This is a genomic window from Anaerococcus octavius, from assembly GCF_900445265.1.
GTDB classification, from domain to species: Bacteria; Bacillota; Clostridia; order Tissierellales; family Peptoniphilaceae; genus Anaerococcus; species Anaerococcus octavius.
Genome location: NZ_UFTA01000002.1, coordinates 68,466 through 91,419, shown reverse-complemented (window position 1 = coordinate 91,419; position 22,954 = coordinate 68,466). Strand labels below are relative to the sequence as shown.

24 protein-coding genes are annotated in these 22,954 nt (G+C 30.7%); 4 read left to right on the top strand and 20 right to left on the bottom strand.

The features are described from left to right. The first annotated feature begins 86 nt into the window (after positions 1-86). Positions 87-728 carry a hypothetical protein gene (locus DY249_RS00595; RefSeq protein WP_101540298.1) on the top strand — a complete coding sequence of 214 codons (642 nt, stop codon included), beginning with the start codon at positions 87-89 and terminating at the stop codon, positions 726-728. Positions 729-798: 70 nt separating this feature from the next. On the opposite strand, the gene DY249_RS00590 is transcribed toward DY249_RS00595, so the two are convergent. The 9 genes from DY249_RS00590 to metG form a co-directional block, all read right to left on the bottom strand. After that, positions 799-3,279 carry an ABC transporter permease gene (locus tag DY249_RS00590; RefSeq protein WP_115594819.1) on the bottom strand — a complete coding sequence of 827 codons (2,481 nt, stop codon included), beginning with the start codon at positions 3,277-3,279 and terminating at the stop codon, positions 799-801. Next, complete coding sequence (locus DY249_RS00585; protein ID WP_115594818.1) at positions 3,263-3,940, bottom strand: ABC transporter ATP-binding protein; 678 nt, start codon at positions 3,938-3,940, stop codon at positions 3,263-3,265. The genes DY249_RS00590 and DY249_RS00585 overlap by 17 nt, the downstream gene beginning before the upstream one ends. An 88-nt stretch (positions 3,941-4,028) precedes the next feature. Continuing rightward, complete coding sequence (locus DY249_RS00580; protein WP_115594817.1) at positions 4,029-4,901, bottom strand: sensor histidine kinase; 873 nt, start codon at positions 4,899-4,901, stop codon at positions 4,029-4,031. Then, entirely contained in the window at positions 4,889-5,542 is a 654-nt protein-coding gene (locus DY249_RS00575; protein WP_115594816.1) for a response regulator transcription factor, read from the bottom strand. Before DY249_RS00575 ends, DY249_RS00580 begins: the two co-directional genes overlap by 13 nt. A 228-nt stretch (positions 5,543-5,770) precedes the next feature. Continuing rightward, entirely contained in the window at positions 5,771-6,001 is a 231-nt protein-coding gene (locus tag DY249_RS00570; protein ID WP_115594815.1) for a glutaredoxin family protein, read from the bottom strand. Positions 6,002-6,045: 44 nt separating this feature from the next. Further along, complete coding sequence (rsmA, locus tag DY249_RS00565; RefSeq protein ID WP_115594814.1) at positions 6,046-6,882, bottom strand: 16S rRNA (adenine(1518)-N(6)/adenine(1519)-N(6))-dimethyltransferase RsmA; 837 nt, start codon at positions 6,880-6,882, stop codon at positions 6,046-6,048. Then, positions 6,879-7,409 carry a ribonuclease M5 gene (rnmV, locus tag DY249_RS00560; protein ID WP_115594813.1) on the bottom strand — a complete coding sequence of 177 codons (531 nt, stop codon included), beginning with the start codon at positions 7,407-7,409 and terminating at the stop codon, positions 6,879-6,881. The genes rsmA and rnmV overlap by 4 nt, the downstream gene beginning before the upstream one ends. Further along, positions 7,406-8,167, bottom strand: a complete 762-nt coding sequence (locus DY249_RS00555) for a TatD family hydrolase (RefSeq protein ID WP_115594812.1) — start codon at positions 8,165-8,167, stop codon at positions 7,406-7,408. The genes rnmV and DY249_RS00555 overlap by 4 nt, the downstream gene beginning before the upstream one ends. After that, on the bottom strand, positions 8,167-10,116 hold the full coding sequence (gene metG / locus DY249_RS00550; protein ID WP_115594811.1) for a methionine--tRNA ligase: 1,950 nt from the start codon (positions 10,114-10,116) through the stop codon (positions 8,167-8,169). The genes DY249_RS00555 and metG overlap by 1 nt, the downstream gene beginning before the upstream one ends. 638 nt (positions 10,117-10,754) lie before the next feature. Here metG and hydG point away from each other — a divergent pair. Both hydG and hydF read left to right on the top strand, forming a co-directional pair. Then, on the top strand, positions 10,755-12,173 hold the full coding sequence (gene hydG / locus DY249_RS00545) for a [FeFe] hydrogenase H-cluster radical SAM maturase HydG (RefSeq protein ID WP_115594810.1): 1,419 nt from the start codon (positions 10,755-10,757) through the stop codon (positions 12,171-12,173). Beyond that, positions 12,170-13,330 (top strand): [FeFe] hydrogenase H-cluster maturation GTPase HydF, encoded by a 1,161-nt coding sequence (gene hydF, locus DY249_RS00540; protein ID WP_101540309.1) that lies wholly within the window; start codon positions 12,170-12,172, stop codon positions 13,328-13,330. The genes hydG and hydF overlap by 4 nt, the downstream gene beginning before the upstream one ends. Positions 13,331-13,366: 36 nt before the next feature. Here the strand turns inward: hydF and hydE are convergent, their stop codons facing one another. Further along, entirely contained in the window at positions 13,367-14,401 is a 1,035-nt protein-coding gene (gene hydE / locus DY249_RS00535) for a [FeFe] hydrogenase H-cluster radical SAM maturase HydE (protein WP_101540310.1), read from the bottom strand. A gap of 353 nt (positions 14,402-14,754) precedes the next feature. Further along, positions 14,755-15,234 carry a flavodoxin gene (locus DY249_RS00530; RefSeq protein WP_115594809.1) on the bottom strand — a complete coding sequence of 160 codons (480 nt, stop codon included), beginning with the start codon at positions 15,232-15,234 and terminating at the stop codon, positions 14,755-14,757. A gap of 368 nt (positions 15,235-15,602) precedes the next feature. Here DY249_RS00530 and tyrS point away from each other — a divergent pair, with 368 nt between their 5' ends. Further along, positions 15,603-16,853 carry a tyrosine--tRNA ligase gene (gene tyrS, locus DY249_RS00525; protein ID WP_115594808.1) on the top strand — a complete coding sequence of 417 codons (1,251 nt, stop codon included), beginning with the start codon at positions 15,603-15,605 and terminating at the stop codon, positions 16,851-16,853. A 38-nt stretch (positions 16,854-16,891) separates the two neighbouring features. On the opposite strand, the gene DY249_RS00520 is transcribed toward tyrS, so the two are convergent. From DY249_RS00520 to DY249_RS00480, 9 genes are all read right to left on the bottom strand, one after another. Next, the gene (locus tag DY249_RS00520; protein WP_115594807.1) at positions 16,892-17,209 is read right to left on the bottom strand and encodes a hypothetical protein; all 318 of its coding nucleotides are present in this window, start codon (positions 17,207-17,209) and stop codon (positions 16,892-16,894) included. Positions 17,210-17,316: 107 nt separating this feature from the next. Beyond that, positions 17,317-17,838: a serine O-acetyltransferase EpsC gene (gene epsC, locus DY249_RS00515; protein ID WP_172540038.1), complete on the bottom strand. Its 522-nt coding sequence runs from the start codon at positions 17,836-17,838 to the stop codon at positions 17,317-17,319. Next, a complete protein-coding gene (gene cysK, locus DY249_RS00510; RefSeq protein WP_115594806.1) occupies positions 17,831-18,742 on the bottom strand; it encodes a cysteine synthase A in 912 nt (303 codons plus the stop codon). The genes epsC and cysK overlap by 8 nt, the downstream gene beginning before the upstream one ends. A 295-nt stretch (positions 18,743-19,037) precedes the next feature. Continuing rightward, entirely contained in the window at positions 19,038-19,589 is a 552-nt protein-coding gene (locus tag DY249_RS00505; RefSeq protein ID WP_115594805.1) for a DUF3793 family protein, read from the bottom strand. 2 nt (positions 19,590-19,591) lie between these two features. Then, positions 19,592-20,023: a flavodoxin gene (locus DY249_RS00500; RefSeq protein ID WP_101540316.1), complete on the bottom strand. Its 432-nt coding sequence runs from the start codon at positions 20,021-20,023 to the stop codon at positions 19,592-19,594. Positions 20,024-20,150: 127 nt separating this feature from the next. Further along, complete coding sequence (locus tag DY249_RS00495; RefSeq protein WP_115594804.1) at positions 20,151-20,303, bottom strand: FeoB-associated Cys-rich membrane protein; 153 nt, start codon at positions 20,301-20,303, stop codon at positions 20,151-20,153. A gap of 9 nt (positions 20,304-20,312) precedes the next feature. Further along, the gene (gene feoB / locus DY249_RS00490) at positions 20,313-22,469 is read right to left on the bottom strand and encodes a ferrous iron transport protein B (RefSeq protein WP_115594803.1); all 2,157 of its coding nucleotides are present in this window, start codon (positions 22,467-22,469) and stop codon (positions 20,313-20,315) included. Then, on the bottom strand, positions 22,466-22,693 hold the full coding sequence (locus tag DY249_RS00485; RefSeq protein ID WP_115594802.1) for a FeoA family protein: 228 nt from the start codon (positions 22,691-22,693) through the stop codon (positions 22,466-22,468). Before DY249_RS00485 ends, feoB begins: the two co-directional genes overlap by 4 nt. Further along, the gene (locus DY249_RS00480; protein ID WP_115594801.1) at positions 22,693-22,914 is read right to left on the bottom strand and encodes a FeoA family protein; all 222 of its coding nucleotides are present in this window, start codon (positions 22,912-22,914) and stop codon (positions 22,693-22,695) included. The genes DY249_RS00485 and DY249_RS00480 overlap by 1 nt, the downstream gene beginning before the upstream one ends. Between the last annotated feature and the right edge of the window lie 40 nt (positions 22,915-22,954).

Sequence of the window (22,954 nt, the reverse complement as noted above, 5' to 3'; positions counted from 1 at the left end):
ATGATTATAACAATTAATTGACAAATATAAAACAGTTTTATAATTATCCTAATTTTGATAAAATAGAAATTATGAAAGGTGTAGATATGAAAGTACTTTTGATAATATTTATGGTCCTGTCTCTAAGCTCCTGCCAAGATGCCCAAGACTTTATGTATGAAAATTTTTCTTTACAAAAAAACATAGATAAGGCCGATGAAAATAGCAGAAAAAATATAGAGGGCGATTTTAAACTAGATGAATTTGGATATGTATTCCCACCAAATATAAGTCGCTTTATAGAAAATGGATTTACTTACTCAGCTTCCTTAGAAGGAGAAGCAAAAAAAGAAAATTTACAAACAATTCCAGATGGCAAGACTGCAGACATTTACTTAAAAAAAGATGATAATCAAATATTTGTAAAAACAACAAATAACAGCAGATCTGATATAAATATTTTAGATGCTCCTATAAATTATATTGAAATCTCAAATTTTGAGCTAAGCAATATGGATTTTAGCCTAGGAAATATAAAATTTGGCGATGCTCTTTATGAAATGGAAACAAAAGTTCCAGATAAGGAAATCATAGAATTAAGACAAAATACAAAAGATGCCCAAAACGACCAATACTACATGTATTTAAACGGAAAATATGTGGCAATTTTTACCATGTATCAAGGAAAACTTGCAGAAGTCGAAATTATTCCAAATGACGACTTATATAAGTATGAACAAAATCTATAACGAAATAAAAGGCTATGAGCTTTAATGCTCATAGCCTTATTTGTTATCTTTTTTTCAAGTATAAACATATCTACTCTAAACTTCTTATTCTAGAAACAAGACTATTACAACTGTGCTTTTCATAAAATTTGCTAGTAAACAATATTCCTATTATTATATTTGCTAAATTTACGATAAGAAGCGGTGTAATTATGAAACTAAATGTTGTCCACTTAGTCTCTGCCATAAAATCTATCAGTATAAATTTATCTATAAGTAGCATCACTATAAAAGAAAATACTAAGCTTGAAATTGAATAGATTAAATTCTTTTTAACTAAATATTTCTTAATATTTTTCTTTGTCATCCCGATAGCTTCAAGGATTGATAGATTAACCATGTTTCTTATAATTTCTGTAGCAATAATATTTATAAAGTTTAGTACAGAAATTAAAAACAAGACTATAGATAAACTATAACCTACAAACTCTATTAAATTTTTAAAATCTTTAAAAGACTTTATCTGAAGACCTCTGGAATCATAGGAAAAGTCTGGGTCATTTTCAAAAGATTTTAATAACTTATCAAAATTTTCCTTTTCACTATCTTCTACATCAAATCCATAGGACATTATACTATTATCGCCTGTGAGTTCTTCGTACAAATTAGGATTTAAATAAAGATATTCTTTATCTAACTCAGGGCTAGACTCATCAAATTGATTTTCCTGGATAATAGGATAATATCTCAATCCATCGGAAAAATTATAATTAATTTTTCCCATAATTTGGACTTCTTTAATGCTATCTTTTACCTTAATCTTTATTTTATCGCCTGCTTTAAACGAAGATTTCTTATCACTATCTTCACCTACAATGGCATACGATCCATTATCCCATTTATCTTTATTAAATTCTCCTTCTAAAAACTTCTGTTTATTTATTAAATAATCATCTACACCAAGTAAGAGTGGGGCAATCTTTTTTCCTTCGACTGTTATGTCTGGATAGCGGTATTCATCACCATAATAGTATAAAGCTCCACCATCTTTAAATCCTTTATGTTCTCTTACCTGATCAATAAATGTCTTTTTAAGTCTATCTTCTTTATCGTAATACCTATATCTAAAATACTTAGGACTTGCAATATTATAATCAGTTACTATTACATCTGATAGTCCTTTCTCCAAATCTATATTACTTGTATAAGTCAAAACACCATTTAAAATAACGGCTGATAGACTCATAGAGAGAACAATTGAAGCAAATCTAAATTTATTTGAAAAAACCTGTCTTTTTGCAAGCTTTCCTAAAGAAATATTATCACTTTTATATTTCTTTTTTATCTCGGTTTCGTTATATTTACTAGCATCTATCGGTGAAATTTTAGCTGCATATCTTGCCGGACTCATAACTGATAAAAAAACAGTTAATAAAGTAAATATGGTAGAGAATAGTATAGCTAATAATATTAAAACTAATGATAGATTTATATTTGCTAATACCATATTAGTAGAAAATATTTTATTTAAAATTATTTTCCCAATAGAAATTCCTATTATATTGCCCATTATTATAGATGGAATTGCTATTATAAAAGACTCTAAATGAACAAGCTTTCTTATTTGTACCTTTGTCATACCTATAGTTTTAAGTAATCCAAGTAAGTTTATATCTTCATTTACAGATATTTTAAATATATTGTTTATAATTAAAAATCCTGCTACCATTACTAAAATTAATAAGAGCAATGCGGGTAAAAAAATCATAAAGTCTGTGTTAGCAGCTCCGGATAAAATATAGGCGAAATTAACTCCAATTCTTAATTCCTTATCAAATAAATTTCCAGGACTATCTACTACTCTATATCCATTTCTCTCAGCAATTTTTAAAAGTTTATCCTTTATCATAAAGGAATTTTTTAACATTACTTCCAAATCACTACTAGCTTCTGGAAGTGATAATTTATCTATATAGGCTTTTGATAAGTATATTTGTCCTACACCAACATTGGAATCTATTGGACTTTGATATGTTCCAGATATAACAAAATCTCCGATTTTCTTTTCTATGAGTTCTCCTGTGTAAGGTTTTTCTATCTTAAATGGTACTTTTATTTTTTCTCCAATTTCGCCTTTATAGCCTAGTTTCTTTGCAGTTGCTATATCTATAAATACTTCGTTTTCTTTTTCAGGATATTTTCCACGAACATTGTCAAATAATGACCAGTCAAATCCATTTTTATCACTATAAGATAGTTCTGCTCTTATTTTATCATCATCTAGAATACCAATGTGTTTTATTAATGAATATTTCTTTATATCTTTATCCTTGGATAAAACTTCTATATCTTTGTTAGAAAGCTCTTTAAATGATCCGTGACTGATTGTGCCAACAGATTTCATTGTCTGAACTTCCATACTTTTCCCAAGTCCCAACACTACTGAAAATAGACTTGTAAATAATATAGATGTTAAGGCAATGGCTAATAAGAGAATATTTCTTCTACTTTTATTCACATTTAAAATATTTTTTGCAAGACGTCTTATATAAGCTTTATTTTTTACTTTCATTATTTCCTACCAGCCTTCCATCTTCTATTCTTAAAGTTTTTTCTGCCGCTTGTGCAACAGCATCATCGTGAGTAATCATAAGAATAGTATTTCCAAGTTCTTTATTAATCTTTTTTAATAAATAGACAACTTGAGATGATGATTTTGAATCCAGATTACCGGTAGGTTCATCAGCTAAAATTATAGATGGTTTGGTAACTAAAGCTCTTGCTATGGCAACTCTTTGCTGTTGACCACCAGATAATTCGTTTGGCATCTTATTTTTTTGATCGCTTATCTCTAGAATGTCTATTACAAAATCAACATATTTTTTATCTACAGTATCCCCATCAAGACCAAAGGGAATAATTATATTTTCATATACATTTAGCATTGGCAAAAGATTATATGCTTGAAAGACAAATCCAATATTTCTTCTTCTAAAAATGGTTCTCTCATCATCTTTTAAAGCATAAATATCAGTATCATCAATAATTACTTTTCCACTTGTAGGATAATCAAGTCCACCTAGTAGATGTAATAGGGTAGATTTACCAGATCCAGATGCTCCAATTATAGAAATAAATTCTCCCTTTTTTACTTCGAAAGATACTCCGTCAAGAGCTCTTACTTCCACATCATTTGTTTTATAATATCTTTTTAAATTTTCTACTTTTAACATATCTATCACCTCTTTATATTTAATATAACATTCATATCTTACAAAGTGCTTACAAGACTTCTTACAGTTTTGTAAGAAAAAAGACTTCTCACAAGGGGAAGTCTACTGAAAATTTTATTCTGTTTTCGTACAAAGATGCTTTTATATTTCCGCCATGTTTTTCTATAATTTCTCTGGCTATAAATAGACCTAAACCCAAACCGTCCTTGGAAACCGAATTTTTTCCTCTATAAAATCTTTCAAATATTTTCGGCAAAGTTTCTTCTGATAAGTCTTTGCACTCATTTTCTATGTCTAAATTATAATTTAGGTAAGATTTATAGATTGAAATATTAATAGTAGAACTATTTGGCGAGTATTTTATAGCATTATCTACTAGATTGTGGATAGCTTCTTTAAGCCATCTTTCGTCTAAATCGAAAAATAAGTCTTTGTCTTTTAAATTTATGCTTATATCTTTTTCATCTAATATGACTTTGAATTCTCCTAAAACATCTTCTACTAGGTCTTTTAAATTTGCTTGATTTTTTTGTAGTCCTATAATATCAGCTTCAAGTCTAGAAGATTTTACGAGAGTTTGTATTAAAAATTTTAATTTATTAAGTTCATATTTTATAATTTCAATATACTCATCTTTTGGCTCATCTTCTAAGAGACTAATGTATAAAGAGAGATTGGTAATTGGAGTTTTGGTTTGATGAGATATATCTGCTATCAAGTCTTTTGTTTTATGTTTTTCCGTATTAATTTTTGCTTCTTTTACTTGGCTTGCATATAAAAATTTAATAAGTTTTGACTTTATTTTAGAAAGTTCTTTTTCATCAAATTCAGTAATTTCTAAATTTCCATCCAAAGCCTTGTCAATATAATCTGAAAATTCACGCATCTCATTACTCAAAGTTATATACTTGTATGAAAGTATTCCTATTATAATAAGTAAAAAGCCTACTAATAATTCCATTTATAACCAGCTCCAAAGACTGTTTCTATAGGGTCATAGGGTTTTAATTTATTTCTTATTCTAGAAATATTGACACTAAGAGTATTTTTATCTATAAACTCATCATCTATTCCCCAAACAAAATTAAATAGTAATTCCTTAGTTATAACTTGAGATTTGTTTTCTATAAGATAATATAAAATTTTCGTCTCTGTTCTAGTGAGGTCAATATTTTTGTTATCCACATAGAAAGTATTTGTATTAAAATTAAAGTCTAGACCATCTTGTTTATAAAGACTTAAATCATTAGAAGCTACCTTTTCAAAAACTCTTTTAATCTTAGCTTCTAGAATCCCTAGAGAAAACGGCTTGGTTAAATAGTCATCTGCGCCTAAATTTATGGATGAAATTATATACGCTTCTAAATCTATAGCCGATAAAACTATGATAGGTACCGATGAAATTAATCTTGCGTATTCTATTATTTCAAGTCCATCTCCATCAGGAAGATTCATATCTAGCAAAATTAGATCAACTTTATCAATATATTTTTTTGATTCACTGATTGTATTTAGAGAAATAATTTCATACTTTTTATTCAAAGCTATGCTTAGACCCTTATTTAAATTTTTATCATCTTCAATTATAAGTATTTTTTTCATATGTATTTCCACTCTTAGTATAAAAACAAAGCTATAAATATATTAAACGCTAACATTATATATCATTCATTTTTAAACTCCAATATTTATTTTTTATCTATCAACTTATTTAACTAAAAAATCAGATTAATTTGAGTCTTATAAAAAAGTGTAAAAATAAAAATCGGCACAAAGACTATTGCCTTCATGCCAATCAAAATTCAGGTTTCAAATTCCTAATAAAAACCTTTACAAACCAAGCTTTGCTTCAATAGCTGGTTTATCAAATCCTACGATGTCTTCGCCATCAATATTGATAACAGGAACTCCTCTGTATCCTTTAGATACTAGATATTCTACTGCATCTGGATTTTCATCTATGTTCATTTCTGTAAATTCAATATTGTTGTCGTTAAAATATTGTTTAGCTGCTTTACAGAAAACACATGTATTTGATGTATAAATTTTAATATCTGCCATCTTAAACTCCTTAACTATTACTTTACTTATAACTTTATACCCATTTAGGACAGTTCATTAGTTAAATTTATAAAATCATCTATAGAAAGATTTTCTGCCCTTAGATTTTCTTTAAGGTCTACTTTTGCAAAAGCTTCTTTTAACTTATCTTTTTCCACTACATCAAACATAGAATTTAATATAGTCTTACGTCTTTTATTAAAGCCTGCTCTTATTAACTTAAAGAGCAAATCTTGATTTACATTTTCATCATAAATCCTAAGCTTTAAATTTAATATAGTTGAATCTATCTTTGGTTGGGGTATAAATACTGATTTAGGCAAATTTGCTATAACTTTTGCTTCAGTATAAAATTTTATAAACACTGAAAGTGAACTATACTCTTTATCAGATTCGCTTGCAACCATACGTTCTGCCACTTCTTTTTGTACCATAATGGTCATATCATCGCAAGGTAAGCCTGTTGTAATTAGCATTTCTATAATTGGTGTTGTAATGTAATAAGGCAGATTTGATACCACCTTAAAACTTTCTCCATTAAATTCATTATCAACTAATCCCTTTAAATCAGTTTTTAAAATATCCTGCTTAATTACTTTTGCGTTTTCAAATTCTGATAAATTCTCTTCTAAAATAGGTATTAGTGTTTGATCTATTTCTATGGCTACTACTTTTTTAGCAATCTTAGCCATTTCATAAGTTATAGTTCCTATCCCCGGTCCTATTTCCAAGACATTTTGATCTTTTATATCTGCTGCGTCTACTATTTTATCTACAAAATTTTTATCAATTAAAAAATTTTGTCCAAGGGACTTTTTAAAATTAAAATCATAAAGATCTATTATTTCTTTAACTACCTTTGGAGAATAAAGCTTTTTCATAATTTTTCTACCGCCTTTTCAAACTCTTCACGGCTGATACCAAAAGAATTTAGCTTGCTTAAAAGTTGTTTAGAATTGTAGTAACCTATGCCTAAAATATTTCCAAGTTTTTCCCTATTCTCTTTTGCACCCTTGCCAACAGAAAGTCCATTATTTACTAAATCTGCCATTACAAATTCATCTCTTTTTTCAACTGTCTCTGCCTTGGCATTATTTAGGGCGTCTATGATAACTTCTGGGTCTGCATTTTCCACACCCAAATCTCCCTTTTTTATGGCAAGTTTGCGATCAATATAGGCATGCTTTGAATCTGGAATATGTCTTGCAATTTTTTCTCTTATCTTTTTGCCTGCATGATCGGGATCTGTCAAAATTATTATGCCTGTGCGATCATTTATTTTTTCTAAACGCCCAATCAAATCCTTGCCAAAAGCAAGACCGTTGGTTGCAATTATTTCGCAATCTACTGCACGTTTTACATTGGCTATATCATCTTTTCCTTCAACAACTATTGTTTCTTTTATCATAAGCTAAAAAACTCCTTGCTATTGTTGTAGGTTCTTTTGGCAAGTTTGTCTATTTTCATATCACGCAATTCCGCTACTTTCCTAGCAACTTCGACTACTCGTCTAGGATCATTGCGAAGACCACGAAATGGTTCAGGGGTAAGATATGGGCTGTCCGTTTCTAGCATAAGTCTTTCAATTGGTACATTCCTTGCAGCATTTTGCTCATTTGTACCATTAGAAAAAGTAACTACACCACCAATTGAAATATAAAAACCCATCTCCATATATTTTTCTAAGGTTTCTAGGTCATCTGAAAAACAGTGGATTTGAATTTTTAAATCTTGGTAGTCTTTTAAAATTTCAATAATATCGTCTTTTGCATCTCTAACGTGAATTACGGCTGGCTTATCGATTTTTCTTGCTAATTCTAATTGATGGATAAATATCTTCTTTTGATCGTCTTTATTATTATCTTTCCAATAATAATCTAGTCCTATTTCTCCAATTGCTACAACATTTGGATCTTTAGCTAGATTTTCTAGCTCTTCTAAGTCTTTTTCACAAATCTCTTCTATATCTTCTGGATGAATGCCTGCCATAGCATAAAAATTATCGTATTTTTTTGCAAGTTCTATTGCCTTTTTTGTATCATCTAGATTTGTTGCAGGATTTATAATGGCTTTTATAGCAAAATTAGACAGGTCATTTAAAATAAATAACCTGTCATCATCAAAAGCTTCGTCTACTAAGTGGCAGTGCGAATCTATTAGTCTCATTAACTAACCTTACTTCCTGGTTTCATATCTTTAAGGGTTGTTAAAAGAGATAGTTCATCATCAAAATCACTTGCTAAGATCATGCCTTGGGACTCTATGCCACGCATTTTTCTTGGTGCAAGGTTTTTAACAACTATTACATTTTTGCCAACTAAATCACTTGGCTCATACCACTTTTTGATCCCAGATATGATTGTGCGAGGACTTTCTTCTCCAATGTCAACCCTAAATACTAAAAGTTTGTCTGCATCTGGGTGTTCTTTGGCTTCTAATATTTTTCCTACAACCATTTCTACCTTTGTGAAGTCATCAAAAGTTATTTCCACCTTACTTTCTTCCTCTTCTTTTTTATCATCGCTATTTTTTAGTCTTTGGGCGATCAATTCATTATTACGATCGTGAAGTTTTTTAAGTTCCACTTCTAAATCTAGTCTATCAAATAGATTTGCTCCCTTAGTAACCCTTGCTCCTTCTTCTAAAAGACCGAATTCTCCAGCAGATGCAAATCCTTTATTTTCTGTACCAAGTTTTTTAAGAATTTCTTTGCTAGTATTTTTCATAACTGGCTCGATTAATTGAGCAACTATTCTTAGAGACTCTGCTAGGTTGTATAAAACTGTATTTAATCTTTCTTTTTTGCTTTCATCACGACCCAAAATCCATGGTTCAGTTTCATCTACATATTTATTAGCTCGTCTTATAAATGTCCAAACTGATTGTAGGGCGTCATTAAATTTAAAATCGTCCATTTGGCTTACAAAGTCAGTATATGTTGTCTTTGCAAGCTCTTTTAATTCTTCATCGTAAGAATCACTTTCACTTCCCTTAGCAACTAGACCACCATTATATTTATCAATCATTGATGTAGTTCTTGAAACTAAGTTTCCAAGATCATTTACTAGATCAGAATTATATCTTTCCATAAATTTTTGGCTAGAGAAGTTTCCATCTGATCCAAAGTGGAACTCACGAAGGACAAAATATTTTAAGGCATCCACACCGTAAAGTTCTACAAGTGGTTCTGGATACATAATATTTCCCTTAGACTTACTCATCTTATCATTGTCAAATAATATCCAACCATGAGCAAAAACTTTTTTAGGAAGTGGTAAATCAAGTGCCATTAAAAGTGCTGGCCAAATAATAGTGTGGAATCTCACTATATCTTTTCCTATCAAATGAACACTTGCTGGCCAATATTTTTCAAACTTCTTAGGATTATCACCATAGCCAATAGCTGTTAGATAACAAGATAAAGCATCTATCCATACATAAACCACATGTTCATTATCAAAAGGAACATCTACCCCCCAATCAAAGGTATTTCTGGTAACCGAAAGGTCAGAAAGTCCTTTATCAATAAAGTTATTTAACATCTCTTTTTGACGGAATTGTGGTTCAAGGAAATCTGGATGGTCTTTAAATAATTCTTTTAGCTTATCTTCATATTTTGATAATCTAAAGAAATAGGATTCTTCCTCTTGGTATTCTACATCGCGACCACAGTCTGGACATTTACCATCTACCAGTTGACCTTCAGACCAAAAAGTTTCGCAAGGGGTGCAATAATATCCCTTATATTCACCTTTATAAATATCCCCTTGGTCATAAAGTTTTGTAAAAATATTTTTTACATCTTCCTCATGTTGTGCTTCTGTTGATCTAATAAATGTATCGTAGTCAATTTCAAGTTTTTTCCAAAGTTCTTTTGTTTCATCAGCTATAATATCGACAAATTTTTGAGGGCTAGTACCATGGGCAATAGCAGATCTCATTATTTTTTGTCCGTGCTCATCCGTTCCTGTTACTAGATATGTATCATAGCCTTGTAAAGTTTTATATCTTTTTAAAACATCAGCAATAATTGATGTATAAGTATTTCCAATATGTAGGTTACTATTAGGATAGTATATTGGAGTTGTTATATAATAAGGTTTTTTTTCTGTCATAAGCTATCCTTTCTTTAAGAAATCATATAGATATATCATACTTCAAAACTACCAATCTACCTAACCAAATATAAATCTAAAGCTAATTCAATATTTTTGTTTTATTATTATCAAATTATATTTACTTATAATCATATGAAATCCTACCTATAATAAAATAAACAATTTTATATCTAACTATATTTTTATTATTAGAAATATAGCTAAAAAATGACACATACTTTATTTAAAAATAAATAAGAAAATAGACTTTAATAAATGAAGCAAGACTTTTATTTTTTTCTATACTGAGTATACCGCTCGTCCAAGTCCGGAAAAAATCGATTTTAAAGATTCATGGATAAAATCTACTGATAAAAGAAAGATTTGATAGCCTTGATAAGGGCATGATAGTCATAATAATCTAATGAAATATGATAGCACCTATTCAAGGCTTTATAATTCGCAAGCAAAATACTATCACATTTAGAATATTAAATTGCAAATAATAAATAATTAAAGCTTTCTAGTTTTCCATAATGTATTTATTTATTAGTGGTGGTATTTTTATGTAATCAAAATGAAATGACGTTATAAATTAATCTATATTTGCACATTATAATTAATTAGTATTATAATTGATTATGAAAGGAGAACTTATGGCAAAGTATGATCCAAAAAGCTCAGATCCATCTGAGTTTATAAATAACGAAGAAATTTTAGAAACTATTGAATATGGAAGAGCGAACGCTCATAATAAACCACTGATCATAGAGATATTAGAAAAGGCAAAAAAAGCTAAGGGCCTATCTCATAGAGAAGCTTTTGTACTCCTATCATGTGATGAAGATGATTTAAATCAGGAAATCTTAAAAACCGCGAAAGAGCTTAAACTCAAATTCTATGCCAACAGAATAGTATTATTTGCTCCCCTATATTTATCAAACTATTGTGTAAACGGTTGTACATACTGCCCTTACCATGGACAAAATAAACACATACCTCGTAAAAAACTTTCTCAAGAGGAAATCCGTGAACAAGTGATAGCCTTACAAGATATGGGGCATAAAAGACTTGCTCTTGAAACAGGTGAAGACCCTATCAATAATCCAATAGAATATATCCTAGAATCTATAGATACAATCTATAATATTCACCATAAAAACGGTTCAATCAGAAGAGTGAATGTAAATATTGCTGCTACAACAGTTGAAAACTATAAAAAACTTCATGATGCAGAAATAGGGACATATATACTCTTTCAAGAAACATACAATAAAGAAAAATATGAAAACTTACACGCTTATGGACCAAAATCAAACTATGATTACCACACCACAGCCCACGACAGAGCTATGGAAGGCGGAATAGATGATTTAGGGCTTGGAGTACTATACGGATTAGACTCCTACGAATACGAATTTATAGGTCAATTGATGCACGCAGAACATCTAGAAGCAAAATATAACGTTGGTCCACACACCATATCTGTTCCTCGCATACAACCAGCAGATGATATAGACCCAAATGAATTCGACAATTCCTTATCTGATGAAATGTTCGAAAAATTAGTAGCTTGTATAAGAATTGCCGCTCCATATACTGGGATGATAGTATCAACTCGTGAAAGCGAAAAGGTAAGAGGAAGGCTACTTGAACTAGGAATAAGTCAAATTTCTGGTGGTTCCAAAACTGCTGTAGGTGGCTACACTGAAAATGTAACAAGAGGTAGCGATCAATTTGAACTATCAGACAACAGGACCCTAGATGAAGTAGTTGACTGGCTAATAGAAAAAAATCATATTCCATCATTCTGCACTGCCTGCTACAGAAAAGGTAGGACGGGTGAAGTATTTATGGGCATGGTTAAATCCCAAGGCATAGGCAATATCTGCCACCCTAATGCCCTAACAACTTTAGAAGAATATGCACTAGATTATGCAAGTCCAAAAACCAAAGCTGATATAGAAAAACTAATCAATAAAGAAATAAATAATATCCCAAACAAAGAAGTTCAAGAGCAAACAAGAAAAAATCTTATCGCTGTAACAAATGGACAAAGAGATCTTTATATATGAAAGCATCAAAAGGTGAAAGAATTCACATTGCAATATTTGGAAACACAAACTCTGGAAAATCGACTCTTTTAAATTATCTAACAGGAGAAGACTTTGCAATAGTATCAGATACCCATGGTACAACCACCGATCCTGTAAATAAAGCTATGGAAATCCATGGCCTAGGAGCGGTTAATTTTATAGATACTGCAGGTATAAATGATAATACAAATTTATCCGATAAGCGCACACAAAAGTCTATGAAAATAATAGATAAAGCAGATATATTTTTATATCTATTAAGTTTGGAAGATGATTTATCCTTTGTAGAAAATTTAAAGAAAACTCATAAGCCCATAATATTTATAGCACCTAAGCAAGACCTAGATTGTGGAAAGAAAATCCTAGAAAAATTTAAAGATCTTAGCCCTCTTGCTATTAATAATAAGACAGATGATAAGTATGAACTTTTTGAAGAACTAAAATATATTTATAATATAGATAAATCTACAATTAAAAAAACATCTATCACTGGAAACTTAGTATGTGAAGGTGATGTAGTAATACTTGTAATGCCTCAAGATAAGGCGGCTCCTAAAGATAGGCTTATAAAGCCACAAGTAATGACTATAAGAGAGCTTATAGATAAAAACTCTACTTGTATATCAACTAGCCTAGAAAACCTTGAAAACACATTAACTTGTCTAAAAAATCCACCAAGCTTAATAATAACAGATTCACAAATTTTTGGAGAAGTCTATAAGCTAAAACCGAAAGAAAGTAGACTGACAAGCTTTTCGGTCTTAATGAGTGCTTATAAGGGAGATATAGATTATTTTATAAAATCAGTTAAAACATTAGAAAAGAAAATAGATAATATTTTGATAGCAGAAATTTGTACTCACCCACCTATAGAAGAAGATATAGGAACAGTCAAAATTCCAAAAATGCTAAGAGATAAATATCCTAATGTAAATATAGATTTTGCAAGGGGTGAAGATTTTAAAGACTTTGAAAAATATGATCTAATCATAGAATGTGGCTCCTGTATGTTTAACAGAGCAAGTGTTATAAGTAGAGTAGAAAAATGCAAAGAAAAATCCATACCTATGACTAATTATGGAATATTAATAGCATATCTTAAAGGAATACTAGATAAAATAGACTATAAGGCTTAGCCCTATAGTCTATTTTAAAATCTATTATTAATCAATCTAAAAATCTTTTTGCCTAGTTATTACATCTCCCTTATCACATACAATTTTATAGCCTGATTTATCTACCCTTAGACTAAGGCAAGCCTTGCACTCAGCAGCCTCATCACCTGTACATATTTTATTATCATATAGTTGGTAGTCTTTTCTATACATAATTGGAGAAAGATTGGGCATCAAAACATTTGCCCCAGCCTTTAGACCCATTTCCCTACCTAATGGATTAATAGTTCCAAGAGCTGTTGTCGCAGGAATCAATGCATAGGGAAATAAAATCCTAAGTATTGATACTAATCTTAGAGTTTTTTTAAAAGAACCATCAGGGAAATTACTAAAAGGAGTATCCTTACTAGTTAGGTAAGGTCCTATGCCAATCATATCAGGTTCTAGTTCTTGCAAAAATCTTAAATCTTCAATAAGATTTTCTGTGCTTTGGTATGGACTATCCACCATAAATCCTCCACCTACCTGGTAACCTATCTCCTTTAATTGCCACAAAGATTCTCTTCTATTATCAAAGCTCATAAATGATGGATGAAGCTTATTATAATGCTCTCTATCAGATGTCTCCTCTCTTAACAAATATCTATCAGCCCCCGCCTCATAAAATCTTTTATAAGATTCATAAGATTTTTCGCCCATAGATAGAGTAATAGCTGTATCAGGATGCTTATTTTTTACAGTTTCTATAATCTTTACAATCATATCATCCCTATAATAAGTATCCTCACCACTTTGCATTACGTAGGTTCTAAATCCAAGCTTATAACCTATATCTGTACATTCTAAGATTTCTTTAGGAGTGAGCCTATACCTTTTTACATTCTTGTTAGATTTTCTAATTCCACAATAAAAGCAGTCATTTTTACAGTAATTAGAAAATTCTATCAAGCCCCTAATATAAACATCATCACCATATATATTGCGGCGTATGGCATCTGCTTTAGTTGCCAAAGTTTCATTTAATGACTCATTTTCTATCCAATTTTTTAGTTGATTATCTGAATAATATACAGTATTTCTTAACTTTTCCATATATATATATTATAGCAAGTCAGTAATTATTTTTCTAATAACAATAGTGTCCGTATTATTATGTAAAAAGAAAAAAGTCATTTTGAAATCTTAACTAGTATATTAATTTTTAACCAAAGTCTCTAATAAACTTATAAAGAAAAATAGACTGGATAACATATTCATATTAAACTATAATAGAAAATATTGTACCAGTTGAATTTACACAATATTATGGGCTGAACGTGATAACATATATTCTAGACTTTATAATTCGCAAGCATAGTATTATAGGAAAAATAAAATACGCATCTAATTGTAATAATGTTTAGATACGTATTTTTAGCCTTAAAAATCACCATTAATTATATTTATTATTTATTTAAACTATCAACAAAAGTTTTAAGTTCTTCGTCACTAATATCCTTTTTTAAAATTTGACCTTCTTTAAAATGTGCTCCTTTTGCAGAAGATTTTAACTCTTCAGTAGACTTGCCCATTTCACTGGAAGCTGAAGTTGCAAATGTTATGATATCCTTTCCATCAAGGTCATATTTTTCCAAGAATGTATTTACAATTGTTGGAGCTACACCCCACCAAATTGGGTATCCTAGATAGATAGTATCATAGCTATCCATATTATCTACTTGATCAGATATTTCTGGTCTATATGACTTATCATTCATCTCCTTAGTAGTACGACTTTGTTTATCTTTCCAGTTTAAATCATTTGAAGTATAAGCATCCTTTGGAACAATCTCATGCAAGTTCCCAGAAATCACTTTAGAGAGTTTGCTTGCTACCTGTTTAGTATTACCTGTTGCGCTAAAATACGCTACTAATGCTTTATGCATAATTACCTCCATTATTAGGCTTATATAAAAAAACAATGATTATTATATATTTAATTGCAATATAAATATACATCAAAATTAATTGCGATCAATAGTTGAAAAGGATTCTTTAATATATTAGTATCAATTAACTATAGTTTAATAATTCAAAACTATCAATATATTGCAAATATGATTATAGAAAGTATACTATAAATAATTAAATAAAACTCCATAATGAAAACCTAGTAAGGATTTATCTCCCGAATTACACTTTCATTGAGTTTAGCACTATTCTTTGTGTAAAAGAAGTCGAGTATAAAAAGAGGTGGTACCGCAGTTTTTGCCCTCTTATACTCTTTTTTTATGCTTATTTTTAGGAGGAAATTATGATATACACTTACGATAAAGAATACAATAATGTTTTTGATGAATTAGTAGAACGTGGCTACTTTGAATCTGCAACTGATGAAGATGAATTAAAAGAAAAGCTTAAAAATGAATCTATGACTTTCTACTGTGGTTTCGATGCTACTGCTGATTCACTAACAGTTGGTCATCTTATTCAAATTATGGTTATGATTCGCATGCAAAATTATGGTCACAAACCAATTGCCCTTTTAGGTGGTGGTACAACTCTAATCGGTGACCCATCCGGTCGTTCTGACATGAGAAAGGTCATGACAGAAGAAACAATCGATAACAATGCAGAAAGGTTTTACTCTCAATTCCAAAGATTTTTAGAATTTGGAGAAGATGCAGCCATAGTAGAAAATAATAAAAAATGGCTTACAGAACTAAAATTCCTAGAATTCTTACGTGATGTGGGCAACGAATTTTTAGTAGGAGAAATGCTTAAAAAAGACGCCTACAAAAACCGTATGGCAGCTGGTGGATTAACATTTTTTGAATTTTCCTACATGCTTTTACAATCCTATGACTTTTTAGAACTTTACCGCCGCCACAATTGTACCCTAGAAATCGGTGGATCTGACCAATGGTCAAATATCATTGGTGGAGTAGACCTAGTTCGCAAAAAAGAAAATGACAAGGCCTACGGTATGACCTTCTCCCTACTTACAACTGCAGATGGTGTAAAAATGGGTAAATCTCAAAAAGGTGCAGTGTGGCTAGATGAAGAAAAAACAAGCCCATACGAACTTTTCCAATATATGAGAAATGTTGATGATAGGGATGTCACAAAATTCTTACTACAACTTACCTTCCTACCAACAGAAGAATGTAAAAAACTAGGCTCTGCAACTGATGCAGCAGATATAAACCATGCCAAAGAAGTACTAGCCTTTGAAGTTACAAAACTAATCCACGGTGAAGAAAAAGCCAAAGAAGCCTTAGATGCAGCAAAAGCCCTATTTGCAGGTGCTGGTAATGAAGATGCTATGCCAACAACAGAAATCTCAAAAGCTGATTTACCAATTGGTTTATTACAACTAATGACAGATGTAGGACTTACTCAGTCAAACGGTGAGGCTCGTAGACTTATAAAACAAGGCGGAGTATCAATCGATGATGAAAAAGTATCTGACCCAAGCATTGAAGTTACAGAGGATCTATTTACAGATGATAAAATAATAATCAAAAAAGGAAAGAAAAATTTCCACAGAATACTTTTAGGATAAAAATATAGGGGCAAGCTAGCCCCTTTTTTGTTTGAAATTTATTCATATATGAGGTAATTGTGAAACACAAAAGTTATAAGAGCTAAATTTATCCCATCTACTGTCGGACTTGCTGTAAGGTAAGTTATATTATGACTATCTCTAAAAATAACTGACCCTGATAAAATTACTAATAGCAGAAACAAAAATATGTTACCATTTTTCTTCATCTTTAACTTATCATTATAATATAATCCTGCCCCAAGTATTATCAGTAATGGGATGGTGTTTTTAAAAACTATCTGACTTTGATAAAATAAAAAATATAGCAATATTCCAAATGCGAAAATAAGTGCATACTGAGCTTTCTTTGCCATATAAACCTTCCTTTCTATATCTTCATAATATTTTATACCGCATGTATTATACAAAAAAACTTCTAAATAAGATTTTAAAGTCTCACTTAGAAGCTTTTAATAATTATTTATCTTTTTATCACTCTAGCTGGTGCACCTACTGCGGTTGAATTGCTTTCTACATTCTCTAGGACTACAGCGTTGGCTCCTATTTTTACATTATCTCCTACTTTTATATCACCCAATAAGACTGATCCTGCTCCTAGCATTACATTGTTTCCGACACTTGGGTGTCTTTTTCCTTTTTTATTTGCTAATGCACCTAGGGTTACTCCATGGTATAACAAGCAGTCTTCTCCAATTTCTGCAGTTTCTCCTATTACTATTCCCATGCCATGGTCTATAAAAGTTCTTCTACCAATTTTTGCTCCAGGGTGGATTTCTATTCCTGTTTCCATCCTTGATTTAAATGCAATTTCATCAGCCTCGTAGTAATCTCCTTCAATCCACAATTCATGAGCTCGGTAGTGGCTAAGCAGAGCCTTTATTCCTGGAGAATAAAGTACTGCTTCTTCTTTACTTTTTAAAGAAGGATCTTTTTTCATGGCTGCTTCTAAAAGTTCCTCTTTATAATCTTGATAACTAATCATTTGGATACAACTCTGTAGATAAGTACCTTTCACCAGTATCTGGTAATACCGTTACAACTGACTTTCCTTCTCCAAGTTTATCTGCAATTTCAATTGCTCCAACTACATTGGCACCTGAAGATATGCCTACTGCTAGGGCCTCGTCTTTTGCTAGCTGCCTACTCATTTTTATAGCATCATCGCTTGCTACACTTACTATATCATCTACTACATCAAAATCTAAGTTTTTAGGAATAAAGTTTCCACCTATACCTTGGATTTTGTGACCTGCAGCTTTTCCGCCAGATAAAAGTGGACTTTCTGTTGGCTGGATGGCATAAACTTTGATACCTTTATCTTTTTCTTTTAATCTTTTACCAACGCCAGTTACTGTTCCACCAGTGCCAACTCCTGCTATAAAGGCATCTGGAGTAAGTTCTGCTAATATTTCTGGTCCTGTTGTTTCGTAGTGTGCCTTTATATTTGCAGGATTAGAAAATTGATCTGGGAAGAAATATCCTTTACTTTCTGCAAGTTCTTTTGCTTTATCAACAGATCCTTGTAGGGCATTTTCTGTAGTTCTTATAACTTCTGCACCATAAGCTTTGGCTAATTTTTCTCTTTCTTCACTCATAGATGCAGGCATTGTCAAGATTAGTTTGTATCCTTTGGCTGCACATAGAGCTGCTAGAGCTACACCAGTATTACCACTTGTTGGTTCTACAATAGTATCTCCTGCTTTGATTTTGCCTTCTTTTTCCGCTTCCTCTATCATATATAAGGCAATTCTATCTTTAATAGATCCAGCTACATTATTTTTTTCTACTTTTACATAAATATCAGCTCTTCCTTCTTTTTTTAAAGAATTTAGCTTAAGTAGAGGAGTATTTCCTATTAATTCTTTTGCATTATTTTTAATTGCCATAATTTTCTCCTTTTATAAAAAAAACTTCGCGAAAATATATATAAATTTTCTATGTGTCGCTTTTGTATAGTATTATACAAAATCATTTTTATTATTCAAGTAATTTTCTTACGTTTTTTATATTATTTCCAAATAAAAAAACAACCTTAGCTAGTTTATCTAGCTTAAAGTTGCTTTTGAGTAATTATAACATTACATTGATATGTTTACGCATTAGTCTACCAAGCCTATAGTGTTTAGGAGATCTTGCATGAACTCAGTAGATTTTTTAATAATTGTAAAAATTATAACTTTTTTATGAAAGACTATGCTCAACTAATTTTATAAACTCACTTTCGTTATCTTTAGCTAAAGCATATATTCTTCTATTTTCATTATATAAATTAAATAATTTGCACCTCTCTTCTATATTTTCATAAACTTTCCAATAACCCTTATAAAGATAATTTTGACCCTTATTTTCAATAAAGCCAATTACATCTTCATAAGGATAACCTAGTATCACGCCTATCTCATGAGGAAACTCATTTTTTAAAATCCTTTTCATTAAGCAATTAATACAAGTATCTGCATTATCTGTATTATATCCACATGATTCTAAAAAACAATTGTTGTTATTAGTGCTAATGCAATCTGTCAGTAAATCTTTTTTAAAGCAAATAACCGAAGAAGAATTTTTCCTTTTTACTAGTACTTTAAAATAGATATCGTATTTATTAAAATCTTTATTCCATGCTTCTATCAAGTTATCTACATTATAAAGGGTATTTGATATACTAAATAAATTTGAGGGTTTTATGTTTGCTAAAACTGGACTACAATATTGGGCTAATAATTCATTCCCCATATTTATAAGTTTTTTATTAAATCATCTGCCAAGTCCTGGCAAGATTCTATATCGTCATCTTCTGGAGAACTATAAACAGCAAGACCATCACTAGCTAAATTTATATTGCTATTTTTGCATCTTTCTTGCCAGTTTAGCATCCATTGTCCATCATTCCATTCATATGAACCAAATATTACTACTGGCTTACTATCTAATTTGCTTTCTACCGATTCAAACATAGGTTCAAATTCACCATCTTCTAATGATTCATCTCCCATAGCTGGGCAACCAAAGGCAAATCCATCGTAATCAGCTAGCTTTGAAGCATCAAATCCACTTGCTTGATATATATCTATATCAATTTCTTTTTCTTTTAGTCTATCTGCTATAGCATTTGCCATTTCTTCTGTGTTACCTGTTCCTGACCAATAAATTACTGCTACTTTTGACATATTATTTCTCCTTTTCTTTTTTTATTATCAAACTATACAATAGTGATAATCAATATCATAAATTAATTAAAATTTTTTGAAAGCCCGTAATAATTTATACGAGCTTTCATATATTTTCTAGAAACTCTTATATTTTATTTTTATTAAATCCTTTTTTAGGATTGTGACCTGGACAATCTTTGCAGCCACCAGGTTCATCATTTTGAATAAATCTTTTATATACTATAAAAGAACAAATGGCTAATATTATTATTAAAAGTATCCATGATTGTGTGTTCATAATCACCCCCTAACTTTTTGCAAAATTTGTATTATACTGTTTAGTTTCTTTTATTTGTCTAGAAGGTCTAAATATTAGATATAATAAACCAATTAGACAAATACCGGCTATTACTGTGCTTGTACCTCTTCTTCCATAAGCTATTAAATTAGCAAATTGATAGAAGATAAAACTAATTATCCATGCAAAACCCATTTGATAAGCTACTGTTAGTAGAGTCCATTTACTATCTCCCATTTCGGTTTTAATAGCTCCAACAGCTGCAAAACAAGGCATACAAAGCATATTAAATAGTAAAAATGAATATCCACCAACAGGTGTTCCTATTGCACTACCAAATGCTCTTAAAAGTTCTGCACTTTCTTCTGTAACATCACTACCAATTCCTAAAACAACTCCCATAGTTGAAACAACATTTTCTTTTGCAATAAAGCCTGAAACAGTTGCAACAACAGCTTGCCATGTTCCAAATCCAAGTGGCTTAAATATAACCGCTAAGTATGACCCTATAACTCCAAGTATAGAATTAGATGCATCCTCTTCTACCAAATTAAATTTATAATCGAAGTTTGTCAATACCCATATCAAAGTAGCTGAAAGTATAATGATTGTTCCAGCTCTTCTTGCATATGATTTTGACTTATTCCATACATCTTGAAGTACAGATTTTAATCTAGGTGCATGATATGGAGGCAGCTCCATAATAAACGGTGCTGGATCAGATGCAAATTTTTTAAATTTCTTTAAAATAACACCTGAGATTATTATTGCTGCTATACCTATAAAGTAAAAACTTACGGTAATCAATGCCCTATGATTTGGAAAAAATGCACCTGCAATTAAGGCTATTACGGGTAGTTTTGCAGAACAAGGCATAAATGACGTTGTCATTATAGTTATTCTACGGTCTCTATCAGTTTCTATGGTTCTACTTGCTTGGATACCTGGAACTGCACATCCAGTTGAAATCATAGCAGGAATAAAAGATTTTCCAGATAAACCAAATCTTCTAAATAGTCTATCCATAATAAAAGCAACTCTAGACATATATCCTATATCTTCAAGGATTGATAATAGTGCAAATAATACCATCATTTGTGGTAAAAAACCTATTACAGCTCCAAAACCCGTTAGCATACCATCGCAAACAAGACCTATCAACACTTCATTTATATCTATAGATTCAAAAAACGCTGCAGTTGCTGGTATGAGATTATCCTCAAAAAAACCATTTACAGCATCTGTTAGTAAGGTACCTGGAGAGTATTTAAAAACAGATAATGAATAAACTATAAACATAACAAGAGCAAAAATTGGAATTCCCCAAGCTCTAGATGTTACTACATTATCAATCTTATCAGTAGTTGAAAGTTTTGGTTCAGCCTTTTTTAGCACCCTTTCACTTAAAGTTTCAAGCCTTTCATACCTTTCACTAGTGATAATTGATTCTGCATCATCATCAAAAAATTCTTCACACTTTTTACGAATATCAGAAATTTTTCTACTATCTTCAGTTGTTAGCTCAATTTTTTCTATCATTTCCTCATCATTTTCAAAGGCTTTGATAGTATAAAATCTTCTTAAATCATCTTCAACATATGGATCTACTATGTTTCTTATATCTGCTAATTTATTTTCTAAATCATATGAAAATTCTAAAGGAAGTGGCAAATATTCCCTATTTTCAGAATCTACTATTTCACTAATCAAGAGATCAATTCCAGATTCTCTACTGGCAACAATTTCTACTACTGGACAGCCTAATAACTTAGATAGAGCATCTTTATCTATTTCATCTCCCCTATCTCTTACAATATCCATCATATTTATAGCTAGAATTGTCGGAATACCTAGTTCTATTAATTGACTTGTTAAATATAAATTTCTAATTAAATTTGATCCATCTACTAAATTTACAAGTAAGTCTGGTCTCTCGTCTACTAGATAAGTTCTAGCAACTTTCTCCTCTAAAGTATAAGGAGAAAGTGAATATATTCCAGGCAAATCCTGAAGAATAATATCATTATGTCCTTTTAAATTTCCTTCTTTTTTATCAACCGTTACCCCAGGCCAGTTTCCCACTCTTTGATTTGATCCTGTAAGAGCATTAAAAAGTGTTGTTTTACCACTATTGGGGTTGCCCGCTAAAGCTACTTTTAAGCTCATACTTCCTCCACCATTATATTTTCAGCATCATGTTTTCTAATTGTAAGTTCATAACCCCTTAAATTTATTTGAATAGGATCACCAAGTGGAGCTACTTTTCTAACCAAAATTTCTGTACCTTTGGTAATACCCATATCCATAATTCTTCTCTTGGTTGGACCATCACCTAATATTTTTGCAATCCTTAAAGTTTCTCCAACTTCTGCATCTCTTAAAGTTTTCACTATGCAATCTCCTCTACCATTATTCTTTTTGCTATATCTTTTGATAATGCAAGCCTATTGCCATCTACTAAAAATATATAATTATTTCCATCAAATCTTTGGACAATCATTTCTCTACCTTTAGTAATACCGAGGTTAGATAAGTGTTTTCTTACCTCATCATTCCCTTTTAAGCTTATAACGCGGACTTTATCTCCTTGATTAAAAAAAGTAATTGGCATATAAACTCCTTTTCTAATGAATATTAAACACTCTTTTTTA